Source organism: Comamonas sp. 7D-2 (assembly GCF_022749555.1).
In the GTDB taxonomy this organism is placed as follows: Bacteria; Pseudomonadota; Gammaproteobacteria; order Burkholderiales; family Burkholderiaceae_C; genus Comamonas; species Comamonas thiooxydans.
Window position 1 is genome coordinate 1,039,758 of record NZ_CP094238.1, and the last position, 26,529, is coordinate 1,066,286.

Consider the following 26,529-nt stretch of genomic DNA (forward strand, 5'->3'; position numbering starts at 1 on the left):
CGCGGTCATGAAAACATTGGGAAGATGTGGGAGTATCGCTCCGGATCAAGGTCTGCGCGTGCAGCTGTTTTTAATCACCGGAATTGTTAAAAATGATAGTGATGAAGCGAATCCGGCTGCCGTATGGCAGTTTTGTTGCATGTGCTTGCATTACGCTGAGCGATCGTCTTGGCCGAATGCACCGCTTGGATAAGGGCCTAAGGTAAGCTTGCGCCTGCGTATGACATACACATTGAACGCTTCGAACGCGTCTTCTTCCAGCAAATCAAAATCCCGCGCTGCGACTCCGCGCTATGGAGTGATTCGCTTCAGCCAGGAGGTTTTGCTGTTGATCGGCCTGCTGGCGCTGGTGTTCTGGCTCATGGCCATGTTCACCTACTCGCCGCAAGACGCAGCCTGGTCCACTTCGGGCGCCGGGCAAAAGCCGTTTGTGCACAACTGGATGGGCCGTGTGGGTGCCTGGCTGGCCGATGCCTGCTACTTCGGCTTCGGCATGTCCATCTGGTGGCTGGTGCTGGCCGCCGTGCAGACCTGGGTGACATCGCTGGTGCGCTGGATGCGTGGCGGGGTGAACAAGGACGGCAGCCCTCTGGCGCTGATGCCGCTGTGGCGCCGCCGCTTTCTGTTCTGGGGCGGTCTGGCCATTCTGATGATTGCCAGCTGCGCGCTGGAATGGACGCGTCTGTACCGTTTCGAGAACCTGCTGCCGGGCCCCGCTGGCGGCGTGTTTGGTTACATGATGGGCTTCAACGCCCTCAAATGGCTGGGCTTTGCCGGCTCGGGCCTGATCGGCATCTGCCTGTTCGTGCTGGGCGCAGCCATGGTGTTCGGCTTTTCCTGGGGCAAGCTGGCCGAAGGCCTGGGCGCGCGCCTGGACGGCATGGTGCAGTTTGGCCGCGAGCGTCGTGAAATTGCCAAGGATGTCTCTGTCGGCAAGAGAGCAGCCCGAGAACGCGAGGAAGTGGTGTTTGACCGCACAGAAGGTGCGATTGCTGCACCGGTGCATCAGCCTGTGCAGATCATCGAACCCGTGCTGCAGGAGGCTAGCCAGCCCAGCGCACGGGTGGTGAAGGAACGCCAGAAGCCGCTGTTCACCGATCATCCGGACAGCAAGCTGCCGCAGGTGGATCTGCTGGACCAGGCCCAGCAGCGCCAGGAACTGGTGTCTGCCGAGACGCTGGAGATGACCAGCCGGCTGATTGAAAAGCGCCTCAAGGACTTTGGCGTGGAAGTGCGGGTGGTTGCGGCCATGCCCGGTCCTGTGATCACTCGCTATGAGATTGAACCTGCCACGGGCGTCAAGGGCTCGCAGATCGTCAATCTGGCCAAGGACCTGGCGCGTTCGCTGTCCCTGGTCTCGATTCGCGTGATAGAGACCATTCCCGGCAAGAACTTCATGGCGCTCGAGCTGCCCAATGCCAAGCGCCAGTCGATCCGTTTGTCCGAAGTGCTGGGCTCGCAGGTCTACCACGACGCCAAGAGCCTGCTGACCATGGGGCTGGGCAAGGACATCGTGGGCAACCCCGTGGTGGCCGATCTGGCCAAGATGCCCCACGTGCTGGTGGCCGGCACGACCGGCTCGGGCAAGTCCGTGGGTATCAACGCCATGATTCTGTCTCTGCTCTACAAGGCAGAGGCGCGCGATGTGCGTCTGCTCATGATCGATCCCAAGATGCTGGAAATGTCGGTCTATGAAGGCATTCCCCATCTGCTGTGCCCTGTGGTCACCGACATGAAGCAGGCGGCCAACGGTCTGAACTGGTGCGTGGCCGAGATGGAGCGCCGCTACAAGCTCATGAGCAAGCTCGGTGTGCGCAATCTGGCCGGCTACAACAGCAAGATCGATGAGGCCAAGGCGCGCGAGGAGTCGATTCCCAACCCCTTCAGCCTGACGCCCGAGGAGCCCGAGCCGCTGCAGCGCCTGCCGCACGTCGTCATCGTGATCGACGAGCTGGCCGATCTGATGATGGTGGTGGGCAAGAAGATCGAAGAGCTCATCGCCCGCCTTGCGCAAAAGGCGCGTGCGGCCGGCATTCATCTGATCCTCGCAACCCAGCGCCCCAGCGTGGACGTGATCACCGGCCTGATCAAGGCCAATATTCCGACGCGTATTGCCTTCCAGGTCTCCAGCAAGATCGACAGCCGCACCGTGCTGGATCAGATGGGGGCCGAGACCCTGCTGGGCATGGGCGACATGCTGTACATGGCCAGCGGTACCGGCCTGCCGATCCGTGTGCATGGCGCTTTTGTCTCCGACGACGAGGTGCATCGTGTGGTCAGCTATCTCAAGGAGCAGGGGGAGCCGGACTACATCGAAGGCATCCTGGAAGGCGGCTCTGTCGATGGCGAGGGTGGTGATGACGATGGCGAAGGCGGCGGCGAAAAGGACGAGCTCTACGATCAGGCGGTAGAAATCGTGCTGAAAGACCGCAAGGCCAGCATTTCCTACGTTCAGCGCAAACTGCGTATCGGCTACAACCGCTCGGCTAATCTGCTCGAGCAAATGGAAAAGGCCGGCCTGGTCAGCTCGCTCACATCCAGTGGGCAGCGCGATGTTCTAGTTCCGGCCCGCAGTGAGTGAGCCACGCACAAGAGAGAGAGTCATGAAACGTCTTTTGACTGCAATTTTGATAGCTGGCAGTGCAAGTGCTGCAATGGCTGATGGTCTGAAAAGCCTTGAGTCCTTCATGAAGAATGCCCAGGCGGGCAAGGCCGACTTCACCCAGTCCGTGACCTCGCCACCCAAGTCCGGGCAGGAGGCACGTACCAAGGTGTCTAGCGGCAGCTTCGAATTCCAGCGCCCCGGCAAGTTCCGTTTCAACTACACCAAGCCTTTTGAGCAGCTCATCGTGGCCGACGGCAAGACGCTGTGGCTGTACGACGCCGACCTGAATCAGGTGACGGAGCGTGCCCAGGCCCAGGTGCTGGGCAGCACGCCAGCGGCCATCCTGACATCGGCCACCGACCTCAAGGCCTTGAAGGCCGATTTCGAGCTGGGCAACCAGCCTGACGCCGATGGCCTGGAATGGGTGCTGGCCAGACCCAGGCAGAAAGGCGGTCAGCTCAAGAGCGTGCGCATAGGCTTCACACCCGAAGGCAAGCTGGCTGCGCTGGATATCGAGGACAGCTTTGGCCAGCGCTCGCTGATGCAGTTCAAGGGCCTGCAAACCCAGGCTTCGCTGCCGGCATCGACCTTCCACTTCACGGTGCCCAAGGGGGCCGATGTGCTCAAGCAGTAAAGATCGCGGCGCGCATCAGCAAAAAGGCCTGAGGATTGTGTCCGCAGGCCTTTTTTATGCAGGAATCGGGTTTGAGCCCTTGTGAGTGGAGCGCAGCCAGCTGCGCTTTGGTGGGGATTGTTGTGATCAGGCGCGCGTGGCGTTTGCGGCACTTTGCTTGTTGCCGATGGCGAAGTCCAGCAGGCCTGCAATCACCAGCACGCCGACCACAGGGGCGACCCAGCCCATGCCCAGGGCGGCGCCGGGCAGCTTGTCCAGCCAGGCGGGCACCAGTGCATCAAGCTTGGCAGCCTTGGCAGCGTCAAACAGGCCGAAGACCAGGGCGGTGCCCATTGCGGGGATGTAGACGCGCGGTGGTTGATTCCAGCGATGCAGCAGGCTCAGGGCGATCAGGGCGATAGCCACGGGATACAGCCCCACAAGCACGGGCACGGCCACTGCGATCAGCTGGGCCAGGCCCTGGTTGGCTACGGCTGCACTGAAGACCGACAGGCCGATGACCATGGTGCGGTAGGAGATGCCAGTCAGCTCACTGAAGAAGCTGCTGCAGGCTGTGATCAGGCCCACGCCGGTGGTCAGGCAGGCCAGCATGATGACGATGGCGAGCAGCCACAGGCCTGCGGGGCCAAAGGTTTGCTGTACAAAGGCTGTGAGAATCTGCACACCGGTGGTGGCGTTGGCAGCCAGTTGGCTGTTGGTGGCGCCCAGATACATCAGCGAGACATAGACCAGGCCCAGGCAGGTCGCGGCAATGATGCCGGCGTAGATGCAGTAGCGCGTGTGCAGCTTGCTGTCGCTCACGCCGGCAGCCTTGATCGCGTTGACGATGACGATGCCGAAGATCAGCGAGGCCAGGGCGTCCATGGTCTGATAGCCCTGTAGAAAGCCTTCAGAAAAGGCGGCCGCCTGCGTGGCATAGGCCTCGGTGCTGAGACTGTATCCATCCACAGGGGCCAGCACGGCGGAGCCGCCGAGCACGGCAAGCGCCAGAATAAGCACGGGCGTGATGATCTTGCCCACGTTGTCCATGAGCTTGCCGGGGAACAGCGACAGCAGCGCCACCGCCACAAAGTAAGCGATGGTGAAGGCCAGCAGCATGGCAGATGTGTTGCCGACAAAGGGAGCCAGACCCATCTCGAAGGATACGGTGGCCGTGCGCGGCGTCGCAAACAGAGGGCCGATGGTCAGATAGATGGCCACGGCCAGCACCAGGCCGGCAATGCGGCCTATGGGGCTGGTCAAGGTGTCCAGACCTCCACCCACGCGTGCGAGAGCGACTACGCCGAGAAGGGGCAGACCGACACCCGTCAGCAGAAAGCCAGTTGAAGCGCCGAGCAGGTTTTCACCGGCTGCCAGGCCCACCATGGGAGGAAAGATGATGTTGCCGGCCCCGAGGAACAGGGCAAAGGTCATGAAACCGAGGGCAAAAATGTCCCAGGTCTTGAGTTTTTTCATACGCGTAGACTCAGACGTGCAGCGTTGGCACGCCCTGTAGCAGTGTGGAGCCAAGGAAAGTTGCGGATGCTTTCGATTGATTTCTGGCTGATGGCGGTAGCCCTATCAGGCACAGGCATTGCGCGGCGCAGATGAGGCGGCCCGTAATGAATCTAAGCGCGCTGCCAGGCCTGGCTGGCCTGGTTTTTGGCAGGCCGGATGGGGGCAGTACCTCCATGGGGCGAGGGGTGGCCTCGTTAATGGAGAGATTGAATCCGTTGAAACGCTATTTTCTCTTATGAAAAATTCTGATAAGGATGCAAGGGTTAAGGTGGATAAGTATTGACTGCCTTCGGTGTGCAAACAGCCCCAACCCATTTGGATGCGCAACTGGCCGGAGAGTTGGATACTTGAGGGGTCATGGTTACGCACAACAACTCCTCATCTTCAGCCATTCCTCATCAGCCCCTGGCCGAGCGCCTGCGGCCGCACACTCTGGCCGAAGTCATCGGCCAGCAACATGTGTTGGGAGAGGGCATGCCGTTGCGCCTGGCCTTCGAGTCGGGTCGCCCGCATAGCTGCATACTCTGGGGCCCGCCGGGGGTGGGCAAGACCACGATTGCGCGCCTGATGGCCGATGCCTTTGATGCGCAGTTCATCTCCATCAGCGCCGTGCTGGGCGGCGTCAAGGACATCCGCGAGGCCGTGGAGCAGGCGCAGGCCGCCCAGAGCGGACTGCTGCAGCAGCGCACCATCGTGTTTGTGGATGAGGTGCACCGCTTCAACAAAAGCCAGCAGGACGCTTTCTTGCCCCATGTGGAAAGCGGGCTATTCACCTTCATCGGAGCGACCACGGAAAACCCCTCGTTCGAGGTCAACTCGGCCCTGCTTTCGCGGGCGGCGGTCTATGTGCTGCAAAGCCTGACTCCGGACGACTTGAAGCAGATTGTGGCCAAGGCCCAGGCCATCCAGGCGATTCCTGCGATCGAGGACGAAGCGCTGGAGCGCCTGATTGCTTATGCCGACGGCGATGCACGGCGCTTGCTGAACACGCTGGAGACCCTGTCCATCACGGCCGAGCAAGCCGGGGTGCAGAGCATCACCGATGCCTGGCTGCTCAAGGTGCTGGGCGAGCGCATGCGCCGCTATGACAAGGGCGGCGAGCAGTTCTACGACACCATCAGCGCCCTGCACAAATCCGTGCGCGGCTCGGACCCCGATGCGGCGCTTTACTGGTTTTGCCGCATGCTGGATGGCGGTGCCGACCCGCGCTATCTGGCGCGCCGCATCGTGCGCATGGCATGGGAAGACATAGGACTTGCCGACCCGCGTGCCATGCAGATGTGCAACGATGCTGCTGCGACTTATGAGCGTCTGGGCAGCCCCGAGGGCGAATTGGCCCTGGCTCAGGCAGTGATCTACCTGGCCGTCGCGCCCAAGAGCAATGCCGGTTACATGGCCTACAACAAGGCCAAGGCCTTTGTGAAGGGAGACACTACAAGGCCTGTGCCGCTGCATCTGCGCAATGCACCTACCAAGCTGATGAAGCAGCTGGACTATGGGAGGGACTACCGCTATGCCCACAGCGAGGAGGGCGGCTTTGCGGCGGGCGAGCGCTATCTGCCTGAAGGAATGGAAGATCCGGGCTTCTACCAACCCGTGGCGCGCGGGCTGGAAATCAAGATCGGCCAGAAACTGGCGGAGCTCAAGGCGCTCAACGACGCCGCTCGTGCGGAAGATGACGAGCCGGCAGGCTTGTAAAGAGCGAGTTGCCCAGGTGTTGCAAGACTGGCACTAGTTGAATGCTGCATTTTTTGCGGTGTTTCCAGGGTTTTTCGCTAGATTGAGTGGCAGCACATGACTAAGTGCCTGTATTTATTGGACTTGCATTGCCGATGAAATTGTTGCGTTGCAGCATTTTGAGCCTGCGCACGGGAAACCCCGGCCCTGAGTCCTGAAAACAGCTCCCTAGAATCGATTCACTCTTTTGCGACAAGCGGCCCACAAAGCGGCGGACTGCAGAAGGGGAACCATGGCATCGCTGGCTCCGTCGTTCGGGATGAGAGGCTCGCAGTGTCTCCGTCTTGGATCGAGGGAAGGGGAGCGCGCTTATGGATATCTTGCTGCAGCAGATCATCAATGGTCTGGTGTTAGGCAGCATGTACGCCTTGATAGCCCTGGGCTACACCATGGTGTACGGCATCATTCAGCTGATCAACTTCGCGCATGGCGAGGTGCTGATGGTGGGGGCTTTGACCAGTTGGAGCTGCATCGGCCTGATGCAAGAGGCCATGCCCTATCTGCCGGGCTGGCTCATTCTTTTGATAGCCGCCATCATCGCCTGCGTGGTGGCCGCATCGCTGAACTTCGTGATCGAGAAGGTGGCCTACCGGCCGCTGCGCAACAGCCCGCGTCTGGCGCCGCTGATCACGGCCATCGGTGTCTCCATCCTGCTGCAGACCCTGGCCATGATCATCTGGAAACCCAATTACAAGGCTTATCCCACGCTGCTGTCGTCCACCCCCTATGAAATCGGCACGGCGGTGATCACGCCCACGCAGATTCTGGTGCTGGTGGTCACGGCGATTGCACTTGCCACGCTGATGTATCTGGTCAACTACACCAGGCTGGGGCGCGCCATGCGGGCCACGGCAGAGAATCCGCGTGTGGCGGCGCTGATGGGCGTCAAGCCCGACATGGTGATTTCCGCCACCTTCATCATCGGTGCCGTGCTGGCCGCGATTGCCGGCATCATGTACGCCTCCAACTATGGCACGGCCCATCACACCATGGGCTTTCTGCCGGGTCTCAAGGCCTTCACGGCCGCCGTTTTCGGCGGCATCGGCAATCTGGCCGGGGCCGTGGTGGGAGGCCTGCTGCTGGGGCTGATCGAGTCCATCGGGTCCGGCTATATCGGTGACCTGACGGGGGGCGTGCTGGGCAGCCAGTACACCGACATCTTTGCCTTCATCGTGCTCATCATCATCCTGACGCTGCGCCCTTCGGGCCTGCTGGGTGAGCGTGTGGCGGACCGTGCCTGAGGAGTGCCCATGAAGAACAACAAGACGCTCCACTGGATTCTGGGCGGCATAGGCCTGCTGGTGCTGCCGCTGATCCTGCAGTATTTCGGCAACGCCTGGGTGCGCATCGCCGATCTGGCTCTGCTCTACGTGATGCTGGCGCTGGGCCTGAACATCGTGGTCGGCTACGCAGGCCTGCTGGATCTGGGCTACGTGGCCTTCTATGCCGTGGGCGCCTATATGTTTGCGCTCATGGCATCGCCGCATCTGGCCGAGACCTTCGAAGGCTTTGTCGCCATGTTTCCCAACGGACTGCACACCTCGATCTGGTTGGTGATTCCGCTAGGAATGCTGCTGGCCGCCTGTACGGGTGTGCTGTTGGGCCTGCCGGTGCTGCGGCTGCGCGGTGATTACCTGGCCATCGTGACACTGGGCTTCGGCGAGATCATCCGCATCTTCCTGAACAACCTGGACCAGCCAGTCAACATCACCAACGGCCCCAAGGGCATTGGCCAAATCGACTCGGTCAAGATCTTCGGCTTCGACCTGGCCAAGCGTCATGAGATCTTCGGCTACGACATCGCTTCCGTCACGCTGTACTACTACCTGTTTCTGGTGCTGGTGCTGGCCACCATCGTGATCTGCTACCGCTTGCAGGATTCGCGCATAGGCCGCGCCTGGATGGCGATTCGCGAGGATGAAATCGCCGCCAAGGCCATGGGTATCAATGTACGCAATATGAAGCTGCTGGCCTTCGGCATGGGCGCTTCGTTCGGCGGTGTGGCAGGTTCTATGTTCGGTGCCTTCCAGGGCTTTGTATCGCCCGAGTCCTTCAGCCTCATGGAGTCCGTGATGATTGTGGCCATGGTCGTGCTCGGCGGCCTGGGACATATTCCCGGCGTGATTCTGGGGGCCGTGCTGCTCTCGGCCTTGCCCGAGGTGCTGCGCTATGTGGCCGGGCCGCTGCAGCAGATGACCGATGGACGCCTTGACGCGTCCATCCTGCGCCAGTTGCTGATTGCCCTGGCCATGATCGTCATCATGCTGATGCGTCCGCGCGGCCTCTGGCCCACGCCCGAGCATGCCAAAAGCCTGGACCGTCAGTCCTGATGACTGCACAGACAAGGAATGTGAACTGATATGGCAGAGAGCACGACTTCAGCGGTCCTTCATGTCTCGGACATCTCCAAGCGCTTTGGCGGTTTGCAGGCACTGTCCGGTGTGAGCATGAAGATTGATAGAGGCCAGGTCTATGGCCTGATCGGCCCCAATGGCGCAGGCAAGACCACATTTTTCAACGTGATCACCGGCCTCTATACGCCCGACACCGGCAAATTCGAGTTGGCCGGAAAGCCCTATGAGCCGACGGCGGTGCACAAGGTGGCCAGGGCTGGCATTGCACGGACCTTCCAGAACATCCGGCTGTTTGCCGAGATGACGGCACTGGAGAACGTCATGGTCGGACGTCATGTGCGCACGCATTCCGGTCTGCTCGGGGCGGTGTTTCGCACCAAGGGCTTCAAGGCCGAGGAGGCCGCGATTCGCGCCCGCTCCCGTGAGTTGCTCGACTATGTCGGTATCGGCAAATATGCGGACTTCAAGGCGCGCACCTTGTCCTATGGCGACCAGCGCCGCCTGGAGATTGCCCGTGCACTGGCGACGGACCCGCAGCTGATTGCGCTGGATGAGCCGGCCGCCGGCATGAACGCGACCGAGAAGCTGCAACTGCGTGAGCTGATCGACCGCATTCGCAACGACCACCGCACCATCCTGCTCATCGAGCATGATGTGAAGCTGGTCATGGGCCTGTGCGACCGCGTGACGGTGCTGGACTATGGCAAGCCGATTGCCGAAGGCACGCCTGCCGAAGTGCAGAAGAATGAAAAAGTGATTGAAGCCTATCTGGGCACGGGAGGCCATTGAAGATGCAGGATCAAGTGCTGGAACAGGCGCAGGCCTCCAAATCCACGGCCCCGGTATTGCTGCAGGTGAAGGGCCTGAAGGTGGGCTATGGCGGTATTCAGGCTGTCAAGGGCGTGGACTTTCAGGTGCATCAGGGTGAACTGGTGTCGCTGATCGGCTCCAACGGTGCGGGCAAAACCACGACCATGAAGGCTGTCACGCGGGGTCTGCCGATTGCCGATGGCGAAATTCTCTATCTGGGCCAAAGCATCAAGGGCAAGGGCGCCTGGGATCTGGTGGCCGAAGGCCTGGTCATGGTGCCCGAGGGGCGCGGCGTGTTCGCACGCATGACGATTACCGAAAACCTGCTCATGGGGGCCTACACGCGCAAGGACAAGGCTGGCATACAGACGGATATCGAGCGCATGTTCGGCATCTTTCCGCGCCTGAAGGAGCGCAAGGATCAGCTGGCAGGCACCATGTCCGGGGGCGAGCAGCAGATGCTGGCCATGGCCCGCGCGCTCATGAGTCAGCCCAAGGTGCTGCTGCTGGACGAGCCGTCCATGGGTTTGTCGCCCATCATGGTGGACAAGATCTTCGAGGTGGTCAGCGATGTCTATGCGCTGGGCGTGACCATGGTGCTGGTGGAGCAGAACGCCAGTCGCGCGCTGGCGCTGGCCGATCGAGGCTATGTCATGGAGTCCGGCATCATCACCATGACGGGGCCGGGCCAGACCTTGCTGAGCGATCCGCGCGTGCGTGCGGCTTACCTGGGAGAGTAAGCCCCGACGAGACTGCCGGCGCTTTCGATCGCAGTGCGCTATCTCGCCGTGACGCTCTGCTGCAGTCAAGGGTGAACCCTAATTCCCTTTAAATTCAAGAAAATGACAAAAAAATGACGTTTTTCATGGCTCTTTGATTGTTTTATTTATTTCTTTTTAGTTCCTTTTAATTCTTTTTTGTCATTGACTAGAATTTGCTTATTACAAAAAGAAGTATTTGGAACGTTTTCGCGTGGCTCAGTGACATGCTCAAGGAGTCGGCGCGTTGGGTGGGCGGATTGCTGCTCTCCGGTGTTGTCTGGAGGAATCACTGGCTTTGTGACAGCGCCTAGCATGGCGAAGAGCTTGTATTTTATTTTTCGTGGTGCCAGAAGGGGTGTCTTGAAGACGCGCTGAAACGCACAATGACTCAAGAGTAAACTCCGCCCCGTTTAAGCCGGGAACCATGCACTTTTTTTTTGCAGTGAGTCGCCTGGTTTCTTTTCCCCGGTAAGGAGCATTCATGCTGTTTGGCAAGCTATTGCCGCGCGAAGGCAATTTTTTCGAGATGTTCAATCAACATGCGGACCGCATCGTTGAAGCAGCTCATGCCTTCTCGCAACTCGTTGCAAATTACAACGATCCCCATCTGCGCGAAAAATACAACGCTGATGTGGACAACGCCGAGCGCGCAGCCGATCGCGTGACCCATGATGTCACCAAGCTGCTGCACAAGACCTTCATCACGCCCCTGGATCGCGAGCATATCCACTCGCTGATCAACACCATGGACGACGTGGCCGACCTGATTCAGGACTCGGCTGAGACCATGGCCCTGTATGACGTGCGTCACATGACAGACGAAATCACACGTCTGACCGATCTGTGCGTGCGTTGCTGTGAGCGTCTGCGTGATGCCGTCAAGCTGCTGGACCGTCTCTCGGATCCCACGATTGTGGACGCCGCGAGCAAGACCTGCGACGAGATCGACCGCCTGGAAGGCGATGCCGACCGCGTGATGCGCGCGGCCATGAGCAAGCTGTTCCGTGAAGAGCCCGATGTGCGTGAGGTGATCAAGCTCAAGGCCATCTATGAGCTGCTGGAAACCATCACGGACCGCTGCGAAGACGTGGCGAACCTGATCGAGGGCATCGTCCTCGAGAATTCCTGATTCTCGCTGGAGCCCGATCATGGAGCCGGTACAGGCAGCCCTCTGGGTTGTGATTTTGCTGGTGGTGCTCGCCTTGCTGTTCGATTTCATGAACGGCTTTCACGACGCTGCCAATTCGATTGCCACCGTGGTTTCCACGGGGGTTCTCAAGCCTACTCAGGCCGTGGCATTTGCCGCGTTCTTCAACGTTGTCGCGGTTTTTGTCTTCCACCTCAGTGTGGCGGCAACCGTGGGCAAGGGTATTGTTCAGCCGGGCATTGTTGACACCCATGTCGTGTTCGGCGCTCTGGTGGGTGCCATCACCTGGAACGTCATCACCTGGATCTACGGCATTCCCAGCAGCTCCTCGCATGCCCTGATTGGCGGTATCGTGGGTGCGGTGATTGCCAAGGCCGGTGCAGGTGCGCTGATCGCCAGCGGCATCTGGAAGACGGTGGCCTTCATCTTCGTCTCTCCCGTGCTGGGCTTTCTGCTGGGCTCGCTGATGATGGTTCTGGTGGCCTGGATTTTCCGCCGTGCCAGTCCCAATCGCGTGGACAAGTGGTTCCGACGTCTGCAATTGGTTTCTGCCGGTGCCTACAGCCTGGGTCACGGCGGCAACGATGCGCAAAAGACCATCGGTATCATCTGGTTGCTGCTGATTGCCACGGGATATGCCAATGCCGGTGATGCCGAGCCTCCCATGTGGACCATCGTCAGCTGCTACCTGGCCATCGGCCTGGGTACCATGTTTGGCGGCTGGCGCATCGTCAAGACCATGGGCCAGAAGATCACCAAGCTCAAACCCGTCGGTGGCTTCTGTGCCGAATCCGGTGGTGCTCTGACTCTGTTCTTTGCCACCTTCTTGGGCGTTCCTGTCTCGACCACGCACACCATTACCGGTGCCATCGTGGGCGTGGGTTCCACGCAGCGCGCGAGTGCCGTGCGCTGGGGCGTTGCAGGCAATATCGTCTGGGCATGGATTCTGACGATTCCGGCCAGCGCCTTTGTGGCATCCATTGCCTACTGGGTTAGCCTGCAACTGTATTGAGTTTGTGCACTCCTTGATTGATAGCTGTAACTGCTTGTCGATCAAGGGCTTAATGGAAAAAAGGCTTCGCGTTGCGAAGCCTTTTTTCATGGCTGAAACATGGAGGTCAAGCTGCAGCCTCCTGCAGACCGAGCATTGCCTGCCGCTGCATCAGGGATTTGAGCTGGCTGACCGGAGTTGGGGGGCTGAGCAGATAGCCCATGAAATGCTCGCAGCCATGCTGCGCCAGCAGGGCTCGCTGCTCCAGGGTCTCCACCCCTGCGCCGACGATCGTCATCTGATGGCGTGCAGCCAGCGCGATGGCTGCCTGTACGGCGGCCTCGGCGGCATTGTTGGGGCCCAGGCGCTGCACCAGGGAATGCGAGAGCTTGAGCTGGTTCAGGGGGAGCTGCTGCAGCGCTTCCTGCATATTGGAGCTGCCACCAAAATCGTCGAGTGACAGCCGCACACCCATGGCGCCGATGCGCTTGAGGCTGCTCGCGCTATCCGCATCCAGAGGACTCAGGGTCTGGGCGGAAAGTTCCAACAGCAGCAATGCAGGATCGGCCCCTGTCTGGCTGAGAATGCTCTGCACTTGCTCGGCCAGGTCCGCTTGCCGAAGCTGTTTGGCGCTGATGTTGACGCAGATGGGCAGCCTGTCCAGTTGTGGCTCGGCTTTCCATCTGGCCAATTGTTCACAGGCGGCTTGAATGCTCCAGCGGCCAAGCGCAACGATGATGTCGGTCTCCTCTGCCACGGACAGGAAGATGCTCGGGGGTACCAGACCTCGCCTGGGATGACGCCAGCGCAGCAGGGCCTCCAAGCCGTTGACTTCGCCGCTGGCGGAATACTGGGCCTGGTAATGCAGCTCGAACTGGCCGAGGCGCAGGGCTTCCCGCAGATCCTGCTCCAGGCGGCTGCGGTCGTTGGCCGGAACCTGCTGCTCGGGGCTGAAGAAGTGCAGGCCGCGAGCCTCTTCATCGCGCAGACGGTACATGGCGACCTCTGCCTGCTGCAGCAACTCGGTGGCGGAGCGGGAGTGCGGGCCGAACAGGGTGGCGCCTATATTGGCCTCCAGCATCACGCTTTTGTGGCCGAGCTGGTAGCTGCCGTTCAGGCTTTCCTGCAGACGCTCTCCAAGACGTTCCACCAGCACCGTGGTCATTTCGATATCCGGGGACAGATCCGAGACCATGATGACGAAGTGCGCGGCATCCAGTCTGGCCACGGTATCGCAGGAGCGTACGCAGCCGAGCAGGCGCTGTGCGATGTGCGGAGCCAGGCAGGACTGGCTGTCTCCCGTGCTGGCGGCCGGGCCCGCCACCGGCTCCATGTCTATGGTCAGCAATGCGCCGCGCCAGCCCGTGCGCTCGGACTGGATCATGGCTTGGGACAGCCTGTCCAGCAGCAGGCGCCGGTTGGGCAGATTGGTCAGCACATCGAAGAAGGAAAGGCTTTCTGCCTCGTTGCCATGAGGCAGCAGTTCCTTGCAGGCGAGCACGGTGTAATTGGCCGATAGGGCGTGAGCCGACAGATTGAGCTTGCGTCCATTGGGCAGCTGAAACTGGGCATTGGCTTGCTGGCGCGCAATCAGGGCTTGATGACTTTCGGCGATATGGTTCAGGGCCGGTGCAGCGTTGGCCGGGGCTGCTGTTGCGGCAGCTTGCAGAGCGGCTTGCAGAGGTATGCCTACTTTGAGGGCGGAAGCCAGCCAGGGGAATATCTGCAGATAACCATCATTCCAGCGTTGTGCCCGGTTCTGAGCATCCAGCAACACATAGCCGCTGCTGGTTTGTTCAAGAATGCGGAAAAGCTGTTCTCCGTACACACCCACCAGGCTGGTGGCAGCTGGAAAGGCATTTTGCCCATGCACTTCGGATCTGGCAGACTTTTCGTTGGTTGCAGACATAAGACCTCTTCGGACTGGTGCAGCAAAGCCGTCGTAGTGCGAAAACTGCTTGGATGCAGTCTTTGCAAGAAGTTCGTCAGTTGGGCATTGTGAGTTCTGTGGAATCGGCAGGCGCTGCTTTGCGCCCAGTAGGTGAAAAATTAGACTTTTGCTTACAAAAGCGGCGAGGCCGAAGCCGCTTCGGAGTGGGTGGGAGCCCCCTGGTTCGGAGAGCTGCAGCTACTGTGAAATCTTGCGCGCCTCTTCGACCTGATATTCAAAGTAGTGCTGGAAGCTGTAGGCGATGCTGGCCATCAGCACGGTGGCACCCAGCATCAGGGACAGGCTTACGGCAAAAATCGTGGTCCATTGGGTGCGCCCTGCAGGCGCGTCGGCATCCATCCATGGATTGAAGAGCCGGTTCCAGTTTCCTTGCTCCATCAGGCCGTAAAGGATGGCGCGCAGGGCGCAGCCTGCTATCGTGAAGCCGAGCAGGGGGATCAGCAGCCAGCTCAGCCTGTCGTCCTGCCCCAACTGTTGCACGCGCTCGATGCCGTAGATGCCAAGTGCAGTGGGAATGGGCAACAGCCAGCCCAGCCAGTCCCCAAGGCCGTGCAGGTAGAAGCGATGCAGCCCCAGTGGTCCGCCGATCAAGGCCAGCCAGGAGGCAATCGTCTTGTTTTTGGGGCGAGGGGCCGGGGTGGTGGCGGGAACAAGTTGGTTCATGGTCTGGTGCGCGGGCAGAAAACGAAAGAACCCGTCCATTATTCCCTTCGCGTCAATTACGGGGCTCAGGGCAATTGCGCTTCATTTTCAGGAAGTCCTCTGTGCCGACCATGCTCATTTGCCGCTGCTATAGGCAGATTTGACAGAACTCGATATAATTTCCGGTTTTACGGCGTGTCGCTGGCCGGGTGGTCATGTCGCGTGTCTCAAACGCTGTAAGAAAACCTGCGCAGCTGGTCAAATTTTTGATGGCACTGGCTGTAACCACCCGAAGGAAACATCATGGTTGTTATTCGTCTCTCCCGCGGCGGCTCTAAGGCTCGTCCTTTCTACAACATCGTTGCAGCTGACAAGCGCGTGCGTCGCGACGGTGCTTTCATCGAACGTCTGGGTTTCTACAACCCTAGCGCTCGTGGCGCCGAAGAAGGCCTGCGTCTGGCTCTGGACCGCGTGAACTACTGGAAGAGCGTTGGTGCTCAAACTTCCGATACGGCTGAACGCCTGATCAAGGAAGCTGCAAAGAAGGTTGCTGCCTAATTTAGGCGGTCGCTCTCTAGGCACCTTTACCAAAGCGGGTTCCGTTGGCTTGCCTGACGGGACCCGTTTTTTATTGAAATTCTGCATTTTCTGCTGATCCCATGAGCCACATGCCTGTTCTTCAAGCCACGAGCTTGCCTGCTGATGCCATTGAAGTCGGTCGCATTGCCGATGCCTGGGGAATCAAGGGCTGGTTCAAGGTGCATGCCTTCAGCAGCGCCCCAGAGGCCCTGTTTGCCGCCAAGGACTGGTTTTTGCAGCCTGCCGAGAAAGGTGCCAAGCATTTCACGGGTACCGTGGTGCTGCCCGTCAAGCAGGCCCGCTTCCATGCCGACACCATCGTGGCAACCTCGCTTGAAGTCGCCGACCGCAACGCCGCCGAGGCTCTGCGCGGTGCCCGCGTCTTTGTGGCGCGCGAGCATTTCCCCAAGACCGAGGATGGTGAGTTCTACTGGGTGGATCTGATGGGGCTGAACGTGGTCAACCGCGAAGGTGTGGCCCTGGGGGTGGTCAAGGACTTGATGGCCACCGGCCCGCAGACCGTTCTGGTGCTGGGCTACGAACAGGACGGCAAGGAGCAGGAGCGTCTGATACCCTTTGTCGATGCCTATGTGGATTCGGTGGATCTGGCCGGCAAGAAGATCGTGGCCGACTGGCAGCCCGATTATTGAACTGGAATGCTTTTTTTGCTATTTGGTTTGTAGCTTAAATCGCTTTTATATCAATGCGTTTCGACATTATTACGCTGTTTCCTGAGCTGTTCGCTCCATTTCTTGAGAGCGGGGTGACGCGCCGTGCCTACAGCTCGGGTCAGGTGGCAGTGCATCTGTGGAATCCGCGTGACTGGGCCGAAGGCAATTACCGCCGTGTGGATGATCGTCCATTTGGCGGAGGCCCCGGCATGGTGATGATGGCCGAGCCGCTGCAGCGCTGCCTCGAAGCGATTCGCTCGGCACGCGCCGAGGTCGATGCTCAGGAACAGGCAGAGCCTGCTCCTGTGGTGCTGTTCTCGCCCATAGGTGCGACCCTCAAGCATGTCGTGGTGGCCGATTGGGCCGAAAGCCGGGGGGCGGTGCTGCTCTGTGGTCGCTATGAGGGCATTGACCAGCGTTTTATTGATAGAAATGTCACTCATCAACTGAGTCTGGGTGACTTTGTACTTTCGGGCGGTGAGCTGGCAGCCATGGTGCTGCTGGACTCTTTGGCGCGTCTGCAGCCCGGTGTGCTTAACGATGAAGGCAGCTTTCAGCAGGACAGCTTCAATCCTGCGCTTGACGGTTTGCTGGACTGCCCCCACTACACTCGCCCAGAAGTCTGGAATGACCAGGAGGTGCCAGCCGCGCTGCTCTCCGGCCATCACTCCAATATCGAGCGCTGGCGTCGCGATCAGCGCTTGCGCATTACGGCCGAGCACAGGCCCGAATTGATAGAGCAGGCCCGCGAACAGGGGCTGCTCAATGCCAAGGATGAGGGTTTTTTGGCAAAAACAGCGTCCAAGCTATAATTGCAGGTTCTTTGATCCTCTATCCGGCCGCTGCAAGGAAATAGCGGGACAGCTTTCGGGCTGTTCCTGTAATGCAGCAATAGCGCCAATCCCGGCGCTTGCCAATTCTGGCGCGGACAAGATCAAGGTGGACTAAATCATGAATCTGATCCAGACCCTCGAGCAAGAAGAAATCGCTCGCCTGAACAAGACCATCCCCGAATTCGCCCCCGGTGACACCGTCATCGTGAGCGTGAACGTGGTGGAAGGTAACCGTAAGCGCGTGCAGGCTTACGAAGGCGTGGTGATTGCCAAGCGTAATCGCGGCCTGAACAGCGGCTTCACAGTGCGCAAGATCTCCAGCGGTGAAGGCGTGGAACGTACGTTCCAGACCTACTCTCCTCTGATCGCCAAGATCGAAGTCAAGCGTCGCGGTGATGTGCGCCGTGCCAAGCTGTACTACCTGCGTGAGCGTAGCGGCAAGTCTGCTCGTATCAAGGAAAAGCTGCCCCAGCGTGTTAACAAGACTGCTGCTGCAGCCGAGTAATACACGCATCGGAAGTGATTCCGTAAAAGCCGCTACAGTTCGCTGTGGCGGCTTTTTTTATGTCTGCCTTGGTTCGTGATTCTTGCTTTGGGGTTTGGCCGAACACATACATGCCTGCATCTGATAATTCTTCGCTCCCCGTGGTGGGCATTGTTGATCCGCGCAAGGCTCGCCTTCTGGGCATTGATAGCCAGTTGCCGGCTGTGCCGCTGGCTGCTCAGACGCCTCAGGCCTTGCGCACGCGCTTTGCCCAGCCACCGCAGTGGCTGCCCGAGGCCATGCAGGAAAAGCGCATCACGGCCAGGCAGCCTTCCGATGCGGCCGTGCTCGTGCCCATCGTCATGCGCGAGCAGCCCACCGTGTTGCTGACCGTGCGCTCGGCCAGGCTGTCCACACACTCGGGTCAGGTGGCTTTTCCGGGCGGTAAGCGTGACCCGCAGGATGTTTCGGCCGAGGCCACGGCATTGCGCGAGGCGCATGAGGAAGTGGGACTGGCTCCCAAGAATGTCGAGGTGCTGGGTCGCTTGCCCATTTACGTGACGGGGACGGCGTTTCACATCACCCCTGTGGTGGCGCTGGTCCATCCGCAGGCCAGTTACTTCCCCAATCCGGGAGAGGTGGCCGATCTGTTTGAGGTTCCCCTGTCCTATCTGCTCAACCCCGCACATCATGAGCGTCACGCCATGCTGTGGCAGGGGGTGGATCGCGAATGGTTTGCCATGCCTTATCAGGATGGTGAGCAGCAACGCTATATCTGGGGCGCGACAGCGGGCATGTTGCGCAATCTTTACCGTTTTTTGGCGGCTTGAGACAGCAGTTGTAACAAGTCGACAAACAGCGCAGCTATGATGAAGCAATGAGCTTTTTTGCCATCCTGATCGCACTGCTGCTGGAACAGGCGCGCCCGCTGGCCCGATCCAATCTGGTACAGGCCGGTTATCGCGCCTGGACCGTGACCGTGCGCAGCAACTTTGATGCGGGCAAGCCCCTCCATGGCTGGCTTGCCTGGGCGATGGCCGTGCTGCTGCCCAGCGTTATCGTGTTGGGCATATTCTGGGCGCTGATGGAGTTCATAGGCTGGCCTGCAGCCATGCTGTGGAATGTCGCGGTGCTCTATGTCACGCTGGGTTTTCGCCAGTTCAGCCACCACTTTACGCGGATTCGCGATGCGCTTGATGCCGGTGATGAATTTGCCGCCCGTCAGGCCCTGGCCGACTGGCAGCAGGTCGATGCCAGCGAGGTGCCACGCAGCGAAGTAGTGCGCCATGTCATCGAGTACTCGGTGCTGGCAGCACACCGTCATGTGTTTGGCGTGCTGTTCTGGTTTTCGATTCTCTCGGCTCTGGGGCTGGGGCCGCTGGGTGCCATTCTCTACCGCATGGCTGAATATCTGTCGCGTGCCTGGTCGCGCAAGGGGGCGGAAGGTCTTCGGGCACCGACCAGCGAGCGTTTGCAGTCCGCCGCAGCCAAGGCCTGGTATGTGATCGATTGGCTGCCGGCGCGGTTGACGGCGCTGTCCTTTGCCATGGTGGGCAGCTTTGAGGAGGCCATAGACAACTGGCGCGTCTATGCCCAGCGCTTTCCCAATGACAATGATGGCGTGATTCTGGCTGCCACTGCGGGTGCCATCAATGTACGCCTGGGGGGGGAGGCCTTGCGCCGCCGCGATGCGGCTGACGGCGAAGAGGGCGACGATGCGCAGTGGACGGGCAGCGATGTCACTCCGGGGCGAGAGCCGGAAATGGCTCATTTGCGCAGTGTGGTGGGGCTGGTCTGGCGTTCGGTCGTGGTCTGGCTGCTGCTGCTGGCCTTGCTGACCTTTGCCCGTCTGCTCGGTTGAGCACCCGAACATCGCCTTCTGTGTGGCAGCAGCTTGGTGCATGAGCGCTCAAGCCGCAGCGGGTCATCGAAGTCCTGTGTTGCGCAGTGCCACATACCAAGGTGGCTCAGGTGCGACGGGCATGCCGGGCACTGTTCAAGGTTCCATCAGCGAGCCGGGCGCTCGTGGTGCTTGGCGCGATAGAAGCTGAGTATGCGTCGCACATATTCACGCGTCTCCGCATAAGGAGGCACACCGCCATACTGTTGCACGGTTCTCTCGCCCGCGTTGTAGGCTGCCGATACCAGTGCCACATCGCCCTCGAAGCGCTCCAGCAGCCAGCGCAGGTAGGCCAGGCCGCCACGCACGTTCTGCTCGGGATTCCAGGCATCGCGCACGCCAAAACGCTCGGCCGTCTCGGGAATGAGCTGCATGAGGCCCTGAGCATTGCGCGGCGACAGCGCCTGCGCCTCGAAATTCGACTCCGAACGCACAATGGCCAGTGCCAGCCGCGGATCAATCGAGAAGCGTGGCGCGAGGCGCTGCACCAGTTCGGCCATGCGTCGCTTCTCCCTGGGCAGACTGCTCACATAGCTGGCTACCACCTCGTGGGGGACGGCCTCCTGGCTGGCCTCCAGAAACTCCTGTGCGGGCGCATCGCCCTGGGTCAGGCAGTCGGGCAGCCGGTCGCCGGGGAGCTTGCCGGCCAGCAGCAAGCGGGCTTTCTCGTGGCCACGCTGGGCGGCCAGGGCCAGCAGCGTCGTGCCCGTGGCAGGGTCGGGAGTCAAGCCTCGCCCCAGCAACAGCAGCCGGCCCAGCCGGTATTGGGCTTCGAGGCTGCCATAGCGTGCTGCCGCGCAATAGCGCTGCGCTGCGCGCCATGGCTGCCGGCTCAGCTCGGCCTTGTAACCTTCTTCGATCCAGCGAGACAGCGTGGGTGGCTCGTCCTCCCAGCTGGGGGCGGAGTCCGTGCCCTGGGCCCAGGTCAGGCTCATGCCCGCAGACAGCGCGATGGCGAGGGCGGCTTGCAGGCAGGGCTGAAAAATTCTGGGCTTCATGACGTGAACACCGGGTTGTGGCCGGCAGCCAAGCCAGGCGGCGGGCGCTCATCGGGCTTGGAATGGCTGCGTGGCAAACGCTGAAATTGCTCTCATATGGCGCGGCCCTCCGGCTTGGCTGGCCTCGCGCTCAGTAGCGGGGCTCCTGACTCAGTTCATCGAACAGCTCGCCATAGATCCGGTAGCGGTTGGCACTGATGGAGTGGGGGCTGTCCTGCGCTTCAACCTGGGCCATGACGGCGCAGCCAGGCTCATGCAGATGGGTGCAGTTGTAGAACTTGCACTGGTCCGCCAGCGCGCCGATGTCGGGCATGCAGGCGGCCAGTTGCGTGGCGGCAATGTGATAGAGGCCGAATTCCTGAAATCCTGGCGAGTCGATGATGGCAGTGGTGCGTGCCTCATCCACCCAGTACAAGGTGGTGCTGGTGGTGGTGTGCTTGCCGGTGTTCAGCGCCTGCGAGATTTCGTTGGTCGCCACCCTGGCGTCGGGCAGCAGCAAGTTGATCAAGGTGCTCTTGCCTACGCCCGAAGGACCGAGAACCAGTGTGGTCTTGCCTTGCAGCAGACCGATGATGGCGTCGCGATCCTCATCGTCTGCATCTTCCAGCGACAGCGGAAGCACCATGTAATGCGGTGCAGCGTTCGCGGCATCGCGCATGGTCCGGTAAGGCTCCAGCCGCTGCCAGGCGCGCAGGAAGGGCTCTTCCAGGTCCATCTTGTTGAGCGCAATGATGGGCTTGATGTGTGCGGCCTCGGCGGCGATCAGCGCGCGGGCGAGCTGCACTTCGCTGAATACCGGCTCGGCGGCTATCAGAATCAGGAGCTGGTCCAGGTTGGCGGCAAAGGTCTTGGTGCGAATGTCATCCTGGCGATAGAAGACGTTGCGGCGTTCCACGATTTTCTCGATCGTGCCCTCATCGCCCTGGCCGGGTGGGGGAGCCATCCATTGCACATGGTCGCCCACCACGGCCTGGCTTTTCTTGCCGCGCGGGTGGCAGATGCGGCGCTCGCCGTCCGGGGTCTCGACCACGCAGTGGCGGCCATAGCTGGCGACCACCAGGCCTGTCTGGGTGCTGCCTGTTGCTTGGGCGCCTGGGCGCCGTCCTTGTTTGGCCATAAGGATCAGGCCGGATTCAGCAGTGCTTCGATGCGGCGTGCGCAGTCGATGTCGGTCGCGGAGATGCCGCCCACATCATGGGTGTTGAGGCTGACCTTGCAGCGGTTGTAGCCCACCTCCAGATCGGGATGGTGGTCCTGCTGATGGGCAATCAGGGCCAGTGCGTTCACAAAGGCCATGGTTTCGTAGAAATTCACGAAACGGAAGGTCTTGCTGATGGCCGCGTTGCCGGCCAGTAGCTCCCAGCCCTCAAGGGTTGCCAGCTGCTCTTGCACTTGCTCGGTGCTCAGGGCGCTGCGCTTGAGTTGGGACCAGTCTTTCTGTTGCAGTGTGGGTGTGCTCATGTCTGAAATCGTTGTGGTGTTACAAGCTGCCTGCAGGAGCCGGCATGCGCGCCAGGCGATCCACGGCAGGAGGGTGTGAATAGTAAAAGCTCACATACCATGGGTCTGGCGTGAGTGTGGAGGCATTGTCCTCGTAAAGCTTGAGCAGTGCCGAAGCCAGTTGTGCACCATCGGCCTGCTGCATGGCATAGGCATCGGCCTCGAACTCGTCGCGGCGCGACATGGCGGACATCAGCGGCGTGACGAAGAAGCTGAACACCGGCACCGCCAGCATGAACAGCAGCAGGGCCAGCGCATTGTTTTCGGCAGCCACGCCGATGTTCGGACCCAGCAGCACAGAGACTCCGAGTCCCGTGTAGAACCAGAGTTGCTGGCTGAGCCAGCCCAGCAGCGCAAAGCCCAGCAGCGAGACGCCGAACATCAGGACCATGCGCTTGCTGATGTGCTTGTGCTTGAAGTGGCCCAGCTCGTGAGCCAGCACGGCTTCGACTTCGCCGGGGCTGAGCTGCCTGAGCAGGGTGTCAAAGAACACCACGCGCTTGGAATTGCCGAAACCCGTGAAATAGGCGTTGGCATGCGCCGAGCGGCGGCTTCCGTCCATCACGAACAGTCCCTTGGCCGCAAAGCCGCAGCGCTCCATCAGCCGGGTCACGCGGCTCTTGAGGCTTTCATCGGCCAGCGGCTCGAACTTGTTGAACAGCGGTGCAATAAAGCTGGGGAAAATCCACATCAGCAGCAGATTGAAAGCCGTCCAGGCGCCCCAGGCCCAGAGCCACCACAGCGGGCCGGCCCCGCCCATGAGCCAGAGAATCAGGGCCGCCAGCGGCAGGCCGATGATGGCGCCCACCAGCGTCGACTTGAGCAGATCGGCCAGCCACAGGCCTGGCGTCATCTGGTTGAAGCCAAAGCGCTGCTCCAGTTTGAAGGTCTGATAGAGCGACAGGGGAAGCTCGATCAGCGCCGAGATCACAGCAAAGCTGGCAAGCAGCGCCAGCTGCTGCCACAGGCCGGGGCTGATGAATTCCAGCAGCCAGCGGTTGAGCCAGTCCAGCCCGCCCAGCAGCGTCCAGCACAGCAGCACGGCGGCCGACAGCGTGATGTCGATCAGCGACACCCTGGCCTTGGCCAGCGTGTAGTCGGCCGCCTTCTGATGGGCGGACAGGCTGATGCGATGGGCAAATGCCGGTGGCACGGCGCCGCGGTGGGTGGCCACATGGCGCACCTGGCGCGAAACAAGCCACACGCGCAGCAGCCATTGCAGGGCCACGGCCGTCGCAAACAGCAGCGAAAGTGCCAATGTGAAATCTAGTCTGGAAGCCATGTATTGGCAGTGTAGGCGACAATTTGCGCCATGTCTGAAGCTTCCTGTACGAATTCCGTCAGCGCCGCCCCCGTGGCCGCTACTCCACCGGTTCTGCCCAAATCCGATCTCAATATGGTGTGGCTGGACTGCGAAATGACGGGGCTGAACCCCGACCGCGACCGCATCATCGAGATTGCCGTGGTGGTCAGCAGCTCCGATCTGCAGATTCGCGTCGAAGGCCCGGTATTCGCCATTCATCAGTCCGACGAGCTGCTGGGCGGCATGGATGCCTGGAACAAGGGCACGCATGGAAAAAGCGGCCTGATCGACAAGGTCAAGGCTTCGACCATCAGCGAAGCCGAGGCGGAGGCCGCGCTGATTGCCTTTCTGGGCAAATACGTGCCCAAGGGCAAGACGCCGCTGTGCGGCAACAGCATTGGTCAGGACAGGCGCTTCATGGAGCGTTACATGCCCAAGCTCAATAATTTCTTTCACTATCGAAATATCGACGTGAGCACGCTCAAGGAGCTGGCCAAGCGCTGGAAGCCCGAGGCCTATACCTCCTTCAAGAAGGCGCAGCGCCACACGGCCCTGGCCGATGTGCACGAGTCCATCGACGAGCTGCAGCATTACCGCCAGCAACTGCTCAGCGTCTGATGGTGCGGTGGCGGGTCGGTATAGCCCTGCCACTTGCGGGAAAACCCGGTACATGCGACAATGCACTGCTTACCCGATCAATGGGTAATTTTTGCGCATCTCCATCACACACCGGGTTCTTACTTGCGTGCAACGGCCTGCCCAGCGCCGACACGACAAGCCATAACACCCATCTGCCCCGTTTTGCGAACGGGCCAGTCAAAGTCTGACGGTGGATGTTGATAACCAACCGTCAAAGAAGCGAGCAGCACGCTGACTGCGTCGCTTTTTGCGTGAGCTATTCATGACAGAAAACTCCCTGGAGCAGGGCCAAGTGGCCGCTGCTGATATTGCTTTGTCTTCTCCCGAACTCGATTCCCGTCTGGACGCCATGCTGGCCGATATGGACGCGGAAGACGCCGCTGTCGAAGAAACCCAAGCCGCCGACGAACCCAATGGCTTCGTAGAACTGGGTCTGGCCCCCGAACTGATCCAGGCCGTGACCGACCTGGGCTATACCCAGCCTACCGCTGTGCAGCTGCAAGCGATTCCCCTGGCCATGGGCGAAGGTGCCGATGCCGACGGCTTCATCGACCTGATGGTGTCCAGCCAGACCGGCTCGGGCAAGACCGCCGCCTTCCTGCTGCCCGTGCTGCACACCCTGATCAAGCAGCGTGCCGTGGCCGATGCGGCCGCCAAGGCTGAATTCGAGCGCCTGTGCGCCGAAGCTGCGGCCAAGGGCGAGCCCGCCCCCAAGCGCAACAAGCGCAAGGACCCCACCAACGCCCGCAACTTCAAGGCCGCCGTGCCCGGCGCCCTGGTGCTGTGCCCCACGCGTGAGCTGGCCCAGCAGGTGGCGCATGACGCCATCGAACTGGTCAAGCACTGCCGCGGCATCCGCATCGCCAACGTGGTGGGCGGCATTCCTTACCAGCTGCAAATCGCCAAGCTGCAGAACGCCGATCTGGTGGTGGCCACTCCCGGCCGTCTGCTGGACCTGCAGCGCTCCATGCAGATCAAGCTGGACAAGGTGCAGTTCCTGGTGGTCGACGAAGCCGACCGCATGCTGGACCTGGGCTTCTCCGACGATCTGGCCGAAGTCAACCAGCTGACGGCCGAGCGCAAGCAGACCATGATGTTCAGCGCCACGTTTGCTCCCCGCATTCAGCAACTGGCCATGCGCGTGATGCATGACGGCGGTGCCAACGTGAAAAAGATCACGATTGCCACGCCCCAGGAGAAGCACGCCAACATCAAGCAGGCGCTGTTCTGGGCCGACAACATGCAGCACAAGCGCAAGCTGCTCGACCACTGGCTGCGTGACAGCAGCATCAACCAGGCCATCGTGTTTGCGTCCACCCAGGTGGAATGTGATGGTCTGGCCAACGATCTGCAGCAGGACGGTTTCTCTGCCGTGGCCCTGCATGGTGCTCTGAGCCAGGGCCTGCGCAACCGCCGCCTGATGGCGCTGCGCAACGGCCAGGTGCAGATCCTGGTGGCCACCGATGTGGCGGCTCGCGGTATCGACGTGCCCACCATCACCCACGTCTTCAACTACGGCCTGCCGATGAAGGCTGAAGACTACACCCACCGTATCGGCCGTACCGGTCGTGCGGGTCGCGAAGGCGTGGCCGTGACGTTTGCGGAATTCCGCGACCGTCGCCGCGTGTTCGACATCGAAGGCTATACCCGCCAGCAGTTCAAGGCCGAGACCATTCCCGGCATGGAACCCCAGCAGCGTTTCCCCGCCTCTGGCGAGCGTGACGGTCGTCGTGGCGGCGGCGCCGGTGGTCGCGGTGGCTTCGGTGGTCGTCGCGATGGCGAAGGCTACGGTCGCAAGTCCGGCTTCGGCAGCTTCGGCGGCGGCCGTGGCAATGATCGCGGTGGTTTCGGTGGCGACCGTGGCGGTGACCGTTTCGGTGGCGATCGCGCCGGTTTTGGTGCACCTCGCGGTGATCGCTTTGCCGATCGCGGCGGCGACCGTGGTGGTGATCGCGGCTTCGGCGGTGGCCGCCCCAGCTTCGGTGGCGAGCGTCAAGAGCGCAGCTTCGAGCGTCGTGATGATCGCGGCAGCTTTGGTGGCGATCGCGGCGGTTTCCGTGGTGGCGAGCGTCAAGAGCGCAGCTTCGGCGGCGGCGAATCGCGTGGCGGCTTTGGTGGTGCCCAGCGCCGTGAAGGCGGCGATTTCGGTCGCAAGAGCTTTGGCGGTGGCCGTGAAGGCGCTCATGCCGGTGCTCCCCGCGAAGGCGGCTTCCGTAGTGGTGAATCGCGCGGCTTCGGCGGCGGCGATCGTCGTCCTGCCTTTGGTCAGGGTGCCGGCAAGCCTTATCAGCCCCATGGCGAACGTGGTGGCGAGCGCAGCTTCGAGCGCAAGCCCCGCGCACCGCGTCGTGACGAGCGTTGATCGCTGATTCGGGCTGCGGCCCGAAGCATGAAAAAAGCCGGCTCTTGAAGCCGGCTTTTTGTTGCCCGTACAGGGCTGAGATAGCTCTTGAAAAGAGAGCTTCTAGCGCATGTCATTCAAGGATTTCAGAT

Annotated in this window: 24 protein-coding genes; 17 read left to right on the top strand and 7 right to left on the bottom strand. The window is 60.9% G+C overall.

Annotated features, from left to right (window positions below; translation table 11 throughout):
• The first annotated feature begins 220 nt into the window (after positions 1-220).
• Together MPZ60_RS04725 and lolA are read left to right on the top strand one after the other, a co-directional pair.
• Complete coding sequence (locus MPZ60_RS04725; protein WP_034356532.1) at positions 221-2,581, top strand: DNA translocase FtsK; 2,361 nt, start codon at positions 221-223, stop codon at positions 2,579-2,581.
• A 22-nt stretch (positions 2,582-2,603) separates the two neighbouring features.
• Entirely contained in the window at positions 2,604-3,239 is a 636-nt protein-coding gene (gene lolA, locus MPZ60_RS04730) for an outer membrane lipoprotein chaperone LolA (protein WP_034356534.1), read from the top strand.
• A 126-nt stretch (positions 3,240-3,365) separates the two neighbouring features.
• Here the strand turns inward: lolA and brnQ are convergent, their stop codons facing one another.
• Positions 3,366-4,694, bottom strand: a complete 1,329-nt coding sequence (gene brnQ, locus MPZ60_RS04735) for a branched-chain amino acid transport system II carrier protein (RefSeq protein ID WP_034356537.1) — start codon at positions 4,692-4,694, stop codon at positions 3,366-3,368.
• Between the two features lie 399 nt (positions 4,695-5,093).
• On the opposite strand from brnQ, the gene MPZ60_RS04740 reads away from it, so the two are divergent.
• The 7 genes from MPZ60_RS04740 (at position 5,094) to MPZ60_RS04770 (ending at position 12,557) form a co-directional block, all read left to right on the top strand.
• Complete coding sequence (locus MPZ60_RS04740; RefSeq protein ID WP_034356539.1) at positions 5,094-6,434, top strand: replication-associated recombination protein A; 1,341 nt, start codon at positions 5,094-5,096, stop codon at positions 6,432-6,434.
• A 350-nt stretch (positions 6,435-6,784) separates the two neighbouring features.
• Entirely contained in the window at positions 6,785-7,714 is a 930-nt protein-coding gene (locus tag MPZ60_RS04745; protein ID WP_034356542.1) for a branched-chain amino acid ABC transporter permease, read from the top strand.
• 9 nt (positions 7,715-7,723) lie between these two features.
• Positions 7,724-8,803 carry an ABC transporter ATP-binding protein gene (locus tag MPZ60_RS04750; protein ID WP_003067856.1) on the top strand — a complete coding sequence of 360 codons (1,080 nt, stop codon included), beginning with the start codon at positions 7,724-7,726 and terminating at the stop codon, positions 8,801-8,803.
• Positions 8,804-8,833: 30 nt separating this feature from the next.
• A complete protein-coding gene (locus MPZ60_RS04755; protein WP_003067855.1) occupies positions 8,834-9,616 on the top strand; it encodes an ABC transporter ATP-binding protein in 783 nt (260 codons plus the stop codon).
• A gap of 2 nt (positions 9,617-9,618) precedes the next feature.
• Positions 9,619-10,377 carry an ABC transporter ATP-binding protein gene (locus MPZ60_RS04760; RefSeq protein ID WP_034356547.1) on the top strand — a complete coding sequence of 253 codons (759 nt, stop codon included), beginning with the start codon at positions 9,619-9,621 and terminating at the stop codon, positions 10,375-10,377.
• Between the two features lie 502 nt (positions 10,378-10,879).
• Complete coding sequence (locus MPZ60_RS04765; RefSeq protein WP_003067851.1) at positions 10,880-11,527, top strand: DUF47 domain-containing protein; 648 nt, start codon at positions 10,880-10,882, stop codon at positions 11,525-11,527.
• Positions 11,528-11,546: 19 nt separating this feature from the next.
• Positions 11,547-12,557, top strand: coding sequence for an inorganic phosphate transporter (locus MPZ60_RS04770; RefSeq protein ID WP_003067849.1), 1,011 nt, complete (start codon positions 11,547-11,549; stop codon positions 12,555-12,557).
• 106 nt (positions 12,558-12,663) lie between these two features.
• On the opposite strand, the gene MPZ60_RS04775 is transcribed toward MPZ60_RS04770, so the two are convergent.
• Positions 12,664-14,445, bottom strand: a complete 1,782-nt coding sequence (locus tag MPZ60_RS04775) for a bifunctional diguanylate cyclase/phosphodiesterase (protein WP_034356550.1) — start codon at positions 14,443-14,445, stop codon at positions 12,664-12,666.
• A 219-nt stretch (positions 14,446-14,664) separates the two neighbouring features.
• Positions 14,665-15,150, bottom strand: coding sequence for an NINE protein (locus tag MPZ60_RS04780; protein WP_034356593.1), 486 nt, complete (start codon positions 15,148-15,150; stop codon positions 14,665-14,667).
• Positions 15,151-15,432: 282 nt separating this feature from the next.
• On the opposite strand from MPZ60_RS04780, the gene rpsP reads away from it, so the two are divergent.
• From rpsP to MPZ60_RS04810, 6 genes are all read left to right on the top strand, one after another.
• Positions 15,433-15,687 (top strand): 30S ribosomal protein S16, encoded by a 255-nt coding sequence (gene rpsP / locus MPZ60_RS04785; protein WP_003058210.1) that lies wholly within the window; start codon positions 15,433-15,435, stop codon positions 15,685-15,687.
• 101 nt (positions 15,688-15,788) lie between these two features.
• A complete protein-coding gene (gene rimM, locus MPZ60_RS04790) occupies positions 15,789-16,358 on the top strand; it encodes a ribosome maturation factor RimM (RefSeq protein ID WP_034356553.1) in 570 nt (189 codons plus the stop codon).
• A gap of 53 nt (positions 16,359-16,411) precedes the next feature.
• Positions 16,412-17,191: a tRNA (guanosine(37)-N1)-methyltransferase TrmD gene (gene trmD, locus MPZ60_RS04795; protein ID WP_034356556.1), complete on the top strand. Its 780-nt coding sequence runs from the start codon at positions 16,412-16,414 to the stop codon at positions 17,189-17,191.
• 139 nt (positions 17,192-17,330) lie between these two features.
• The gene (gene rplS, locus MPZ60_RS04800) at positions 17,331-17,717 is read left to right on the top strand and encodes a 50S ribosomal protein L19 (protein ID WP_003067838.1); all 387 of its coding nucleotides are present in this window, start codon (positions 17,331-17,333) and stop codon (positions 17,715-17,717) included.
• 110 nt (positions 17,718-17,827) lie between these two features.
• Positions 17,828-18,526: a CoA pyrophosphatase gene (locus MPZ60_RS04805; RefSeq protein ID WP_034356559.1), complete on the top strand. Its 699-nt coding sequence runs from the start codon at positions 17,828-17,830 to the stop codon at positions 18,524-18,526.
• A 47-nt stretch (positions 18,527-18,573) separates the two neighbouring features.
• Entirely contained in the window at positions 18,574-19,557 is a 984-nt protein-coding gene (locus MPZ60_RS04810; RefSeq protein WP_034356562.1) for a CobD/CbiB family protein, read from the top strand.
• Positions 19,558-19,703: 146 nt separating this feature from the next.
• On the opposite strand, the gene MPZ60_RS04815 is transcribed toward MPZ60_RS04810, so the two are convergent.
• The 4 genes from MPZ60_RS04815 to MPZ60_RS04830 all read right to left on the bottom strand — a co-directional run bounded on the left by MPZ60_RS04815 (position 19,704) and on the right by MPZ60_RS04830 (position 23,376).
• Complete coding sequence (locus MPZ60_RS04815) at positions 19,704-20,594, bottom strand: lytic transglycosylase domain-containing protein (protein WP_034356564.1); 891 nt, start codon at positions 20,592-20,594, stop codon at positions 19,704-19,706.
• A gap of 130 nt (positions 20,595-20,724) precedes the next feature.
• Positions 20,725-21,711 (bottom strand): ribosome small subunit-dependent GTPase A, encoded by a 987-nt coding sequence (gene rsgA, locus MPZ60_RS04820; RefSeq protein ID WP_045838390.1) that lies wholly within the window; start codon positions 21,709-21,711, stop codon positions 20,725-20,727.
• 5 nt (positions 21,712-21,716) lie between these two features.
• Complete coding sequence (locus MPZ60_RS04825; protein ID WP_034356567.1) at positions 21,717-22,055, bottom strand: 4a-hydroxytetrahydrobiopterin dehydratase; 339 nt, start codon at positions 22,053-22,055, stop codon at positions 21,717-21,719.
• Between the two features lie 19 nt (positions 22,056-22,074).
• Positions 22,075-23,376, bottom strand: coding sequence for a M48 family metallopeptidase (locus MPZ60_RS04830; protein ID WP_034356569.1), 1,302 nt, complete (start codon positions 23,374-23,376; stop codon positions 22,075-22,077).
• Between the two features lie 30 nt (positions 23,377-23,406).
• Here MPZ60_RS04830 and orn point away from each other — a divergent pair, with 30 nt between their 5' ends.
• Entirely contained in the window at positions 23,407-24,015 is a 609-nt protein-coding gene (gene orn, locus MPZ60_RS04835) for an oligoribonuclease (protein WP_003067823.1), read from the top strand.
• Between the two features lie 283 nt (positions 24,016-24,298).
• Complete coding sequence (locus tag MPZ60_RS04840) at positions 24,299-26,398, top strand: DEAD/DEAH box helicase (protein WP_034356574.1); 2,100 nt, start codon at positions 24,299-24,301, stop codon at positions 26,396-26,398.
• Positions 26,399-26,529 lie beyond the last annotated feature (131 nt).

Coding starts and splice junctions, on each gene's coding strand:
- MPZ60_RS04725 (WP_034356532.1), top strand. CDS start 221: ATGACATACACATTGAACGCTTCGAACGCGTCTTCTTCCAGCAAATCA.
- lolA (WP_034356534.1), top strand. CDS start 2,604: ATGAAACGTCTTTTGACTGCAATTTTGATAGCTGGCAGTGCAAGTGCT.
- brnQ (WP_034356537.1), bottom strand. CDS start 4,694: ATGAAAAAACTCAAGACCTGGGACATTTTTGCCCTCGGTTTCATGACC.
- MPZ60_RS04740 (WP_034356539.1), top strand. CDS start 5,094: ATGGTTACGCACAACAACTCCTCATCTTCAGCCATTCCTCATCAGCCC.
- MPZ60_RS04745 (WP_034356542.1), top strand. CDS start 6,785: ATGGATATCTTGCTGCAGCAGATCATCAATGGTCTGGTGTTAGGCAGC.
- MPZ60_RS04750 (WP_003067856.1), top strand. CDS start 7,724: ATGAAGAACAACAAGACGCTCCACTGGATTCTGGGCGGCATAGGCCTG.
- MPZ60_RS04755 (WP_003067855.1), top strand. CDS start 8,834: ATGGCAGAGAGCACGACTTCAGCGGTCCTTCATGTCTCGGACATCTCC.
- MPZ60_RS04760 (WP_034356547.1), top strand. CDS start 9,619: ATGCAGGATCAAGTGCTGGAACAGGCGCAGGCCTCCAAATCCACGGCC.
- MPZ60_RS04765 (WP_003067851.1), top strand. CDS start 10,880: ATGCTGTTTGGCAAGCTATTGCCGCGCGAAGGCAATTTTTTCGAGATG.
- MPZ60_RS04770 (WP_003067849.1), top strand. CDS start 11,547: ATGGAGCCGGTACAGGCAGCCCTCTGGGTTGTGATTTTGCTGGTGGTG.
- MPZ60_RS04775 (WP_034356550.1), bottom strand. CDS start 14,445: ATGTCTGCAACCAACGAAAAGTCTGCCAGATCCGAAGTGCATGGGCAA.
- MPZ60_RS04780 (WP_034356593.1), bottom strand. CDS start 15,150: ATGAACCAACTTGTTCCCGCCACCACCCCGGCCCCTCGCCCCAAAAAC.
- rpsP (WP_003058210.1), top strand. CDS start 15,433: ATGGTTGTTATTCGTCTCTCCCGCGGCGGCTCTAAGGCTCGTCCTTTC.
- rimM (WP_034356553.1), top strand. CDS start 15,789: ATGAGCCACATGCCTGTTCTTCAAGCCACGAGCTTGCCTGCTGATGCC.
- trmD (WP_034356556.1), top strand. CDS start 16,412: ATGCGTTTCGACATTATTACGCTGTTTCCTGAGCTGTTCGCTCCATTT.
- rplS (WP_003067838.1), top strand. CDS start 17,331: ATGAATCTGATCCAGACCCTCGAGCAAGAAGAAATCGCTCGCCTGAAC.
- MPZ60_RS04805 (WP_034356559.1), top strand. CDS start 17,828: ATGCCTGCATCTGATAATTCTTCGCTCCCCGTGGTGGGCATTGTTGAT.
- MPZ60_RS04810 (WP_034356562.1), top strand. CDS start 18,574: ATGAGCTTTTTTGCCATCCTGATCGCACTGCTGCTGGAACAGGCGCGC.
- MPZ60_RS04815 (WP_034356564.1), bottom strand. CDS start 20,594: ATGAAGCCCAGAATTTTTCAGCCCTGCCTGCAAGCCGCCCTCGCCATC.
- rsgA (WP_045838390.1), bottom strand. CDS start 21,711: ATGGCCAAACAAGGACGGCGCCCAGGCGCCCAAGCAACAGGCAGCACC.
- MPZ60_RS04825 (WP_034356567.1), bottom strand. CDS start 22,055: ATGAGCACACCCACACTGCAACAGAAAGACTGGTCCCAACTCAAGCGC.
- MPZ60_RS04830 (WP_034356569.1), bottom strand. CDS start 23,376: ATGGCTTCCAGACTAGATTTCACATTGGCACTTTCGCTGCTGTTTGCG.
- orn (WP_003067823.1), top strand. CDS start 23,407: ATGTCTGAAGCTTCCTGTACGAATTCCGTCAGCGCCGCCCCCGTGGCC.
- MPZ60_RS04840 (WP_034356574.1), top strand. CDS start 24,299: ATGACAGAAAACTCCCTGGAGCAGGGCCAAGTGGCCGCTGCTGATATT.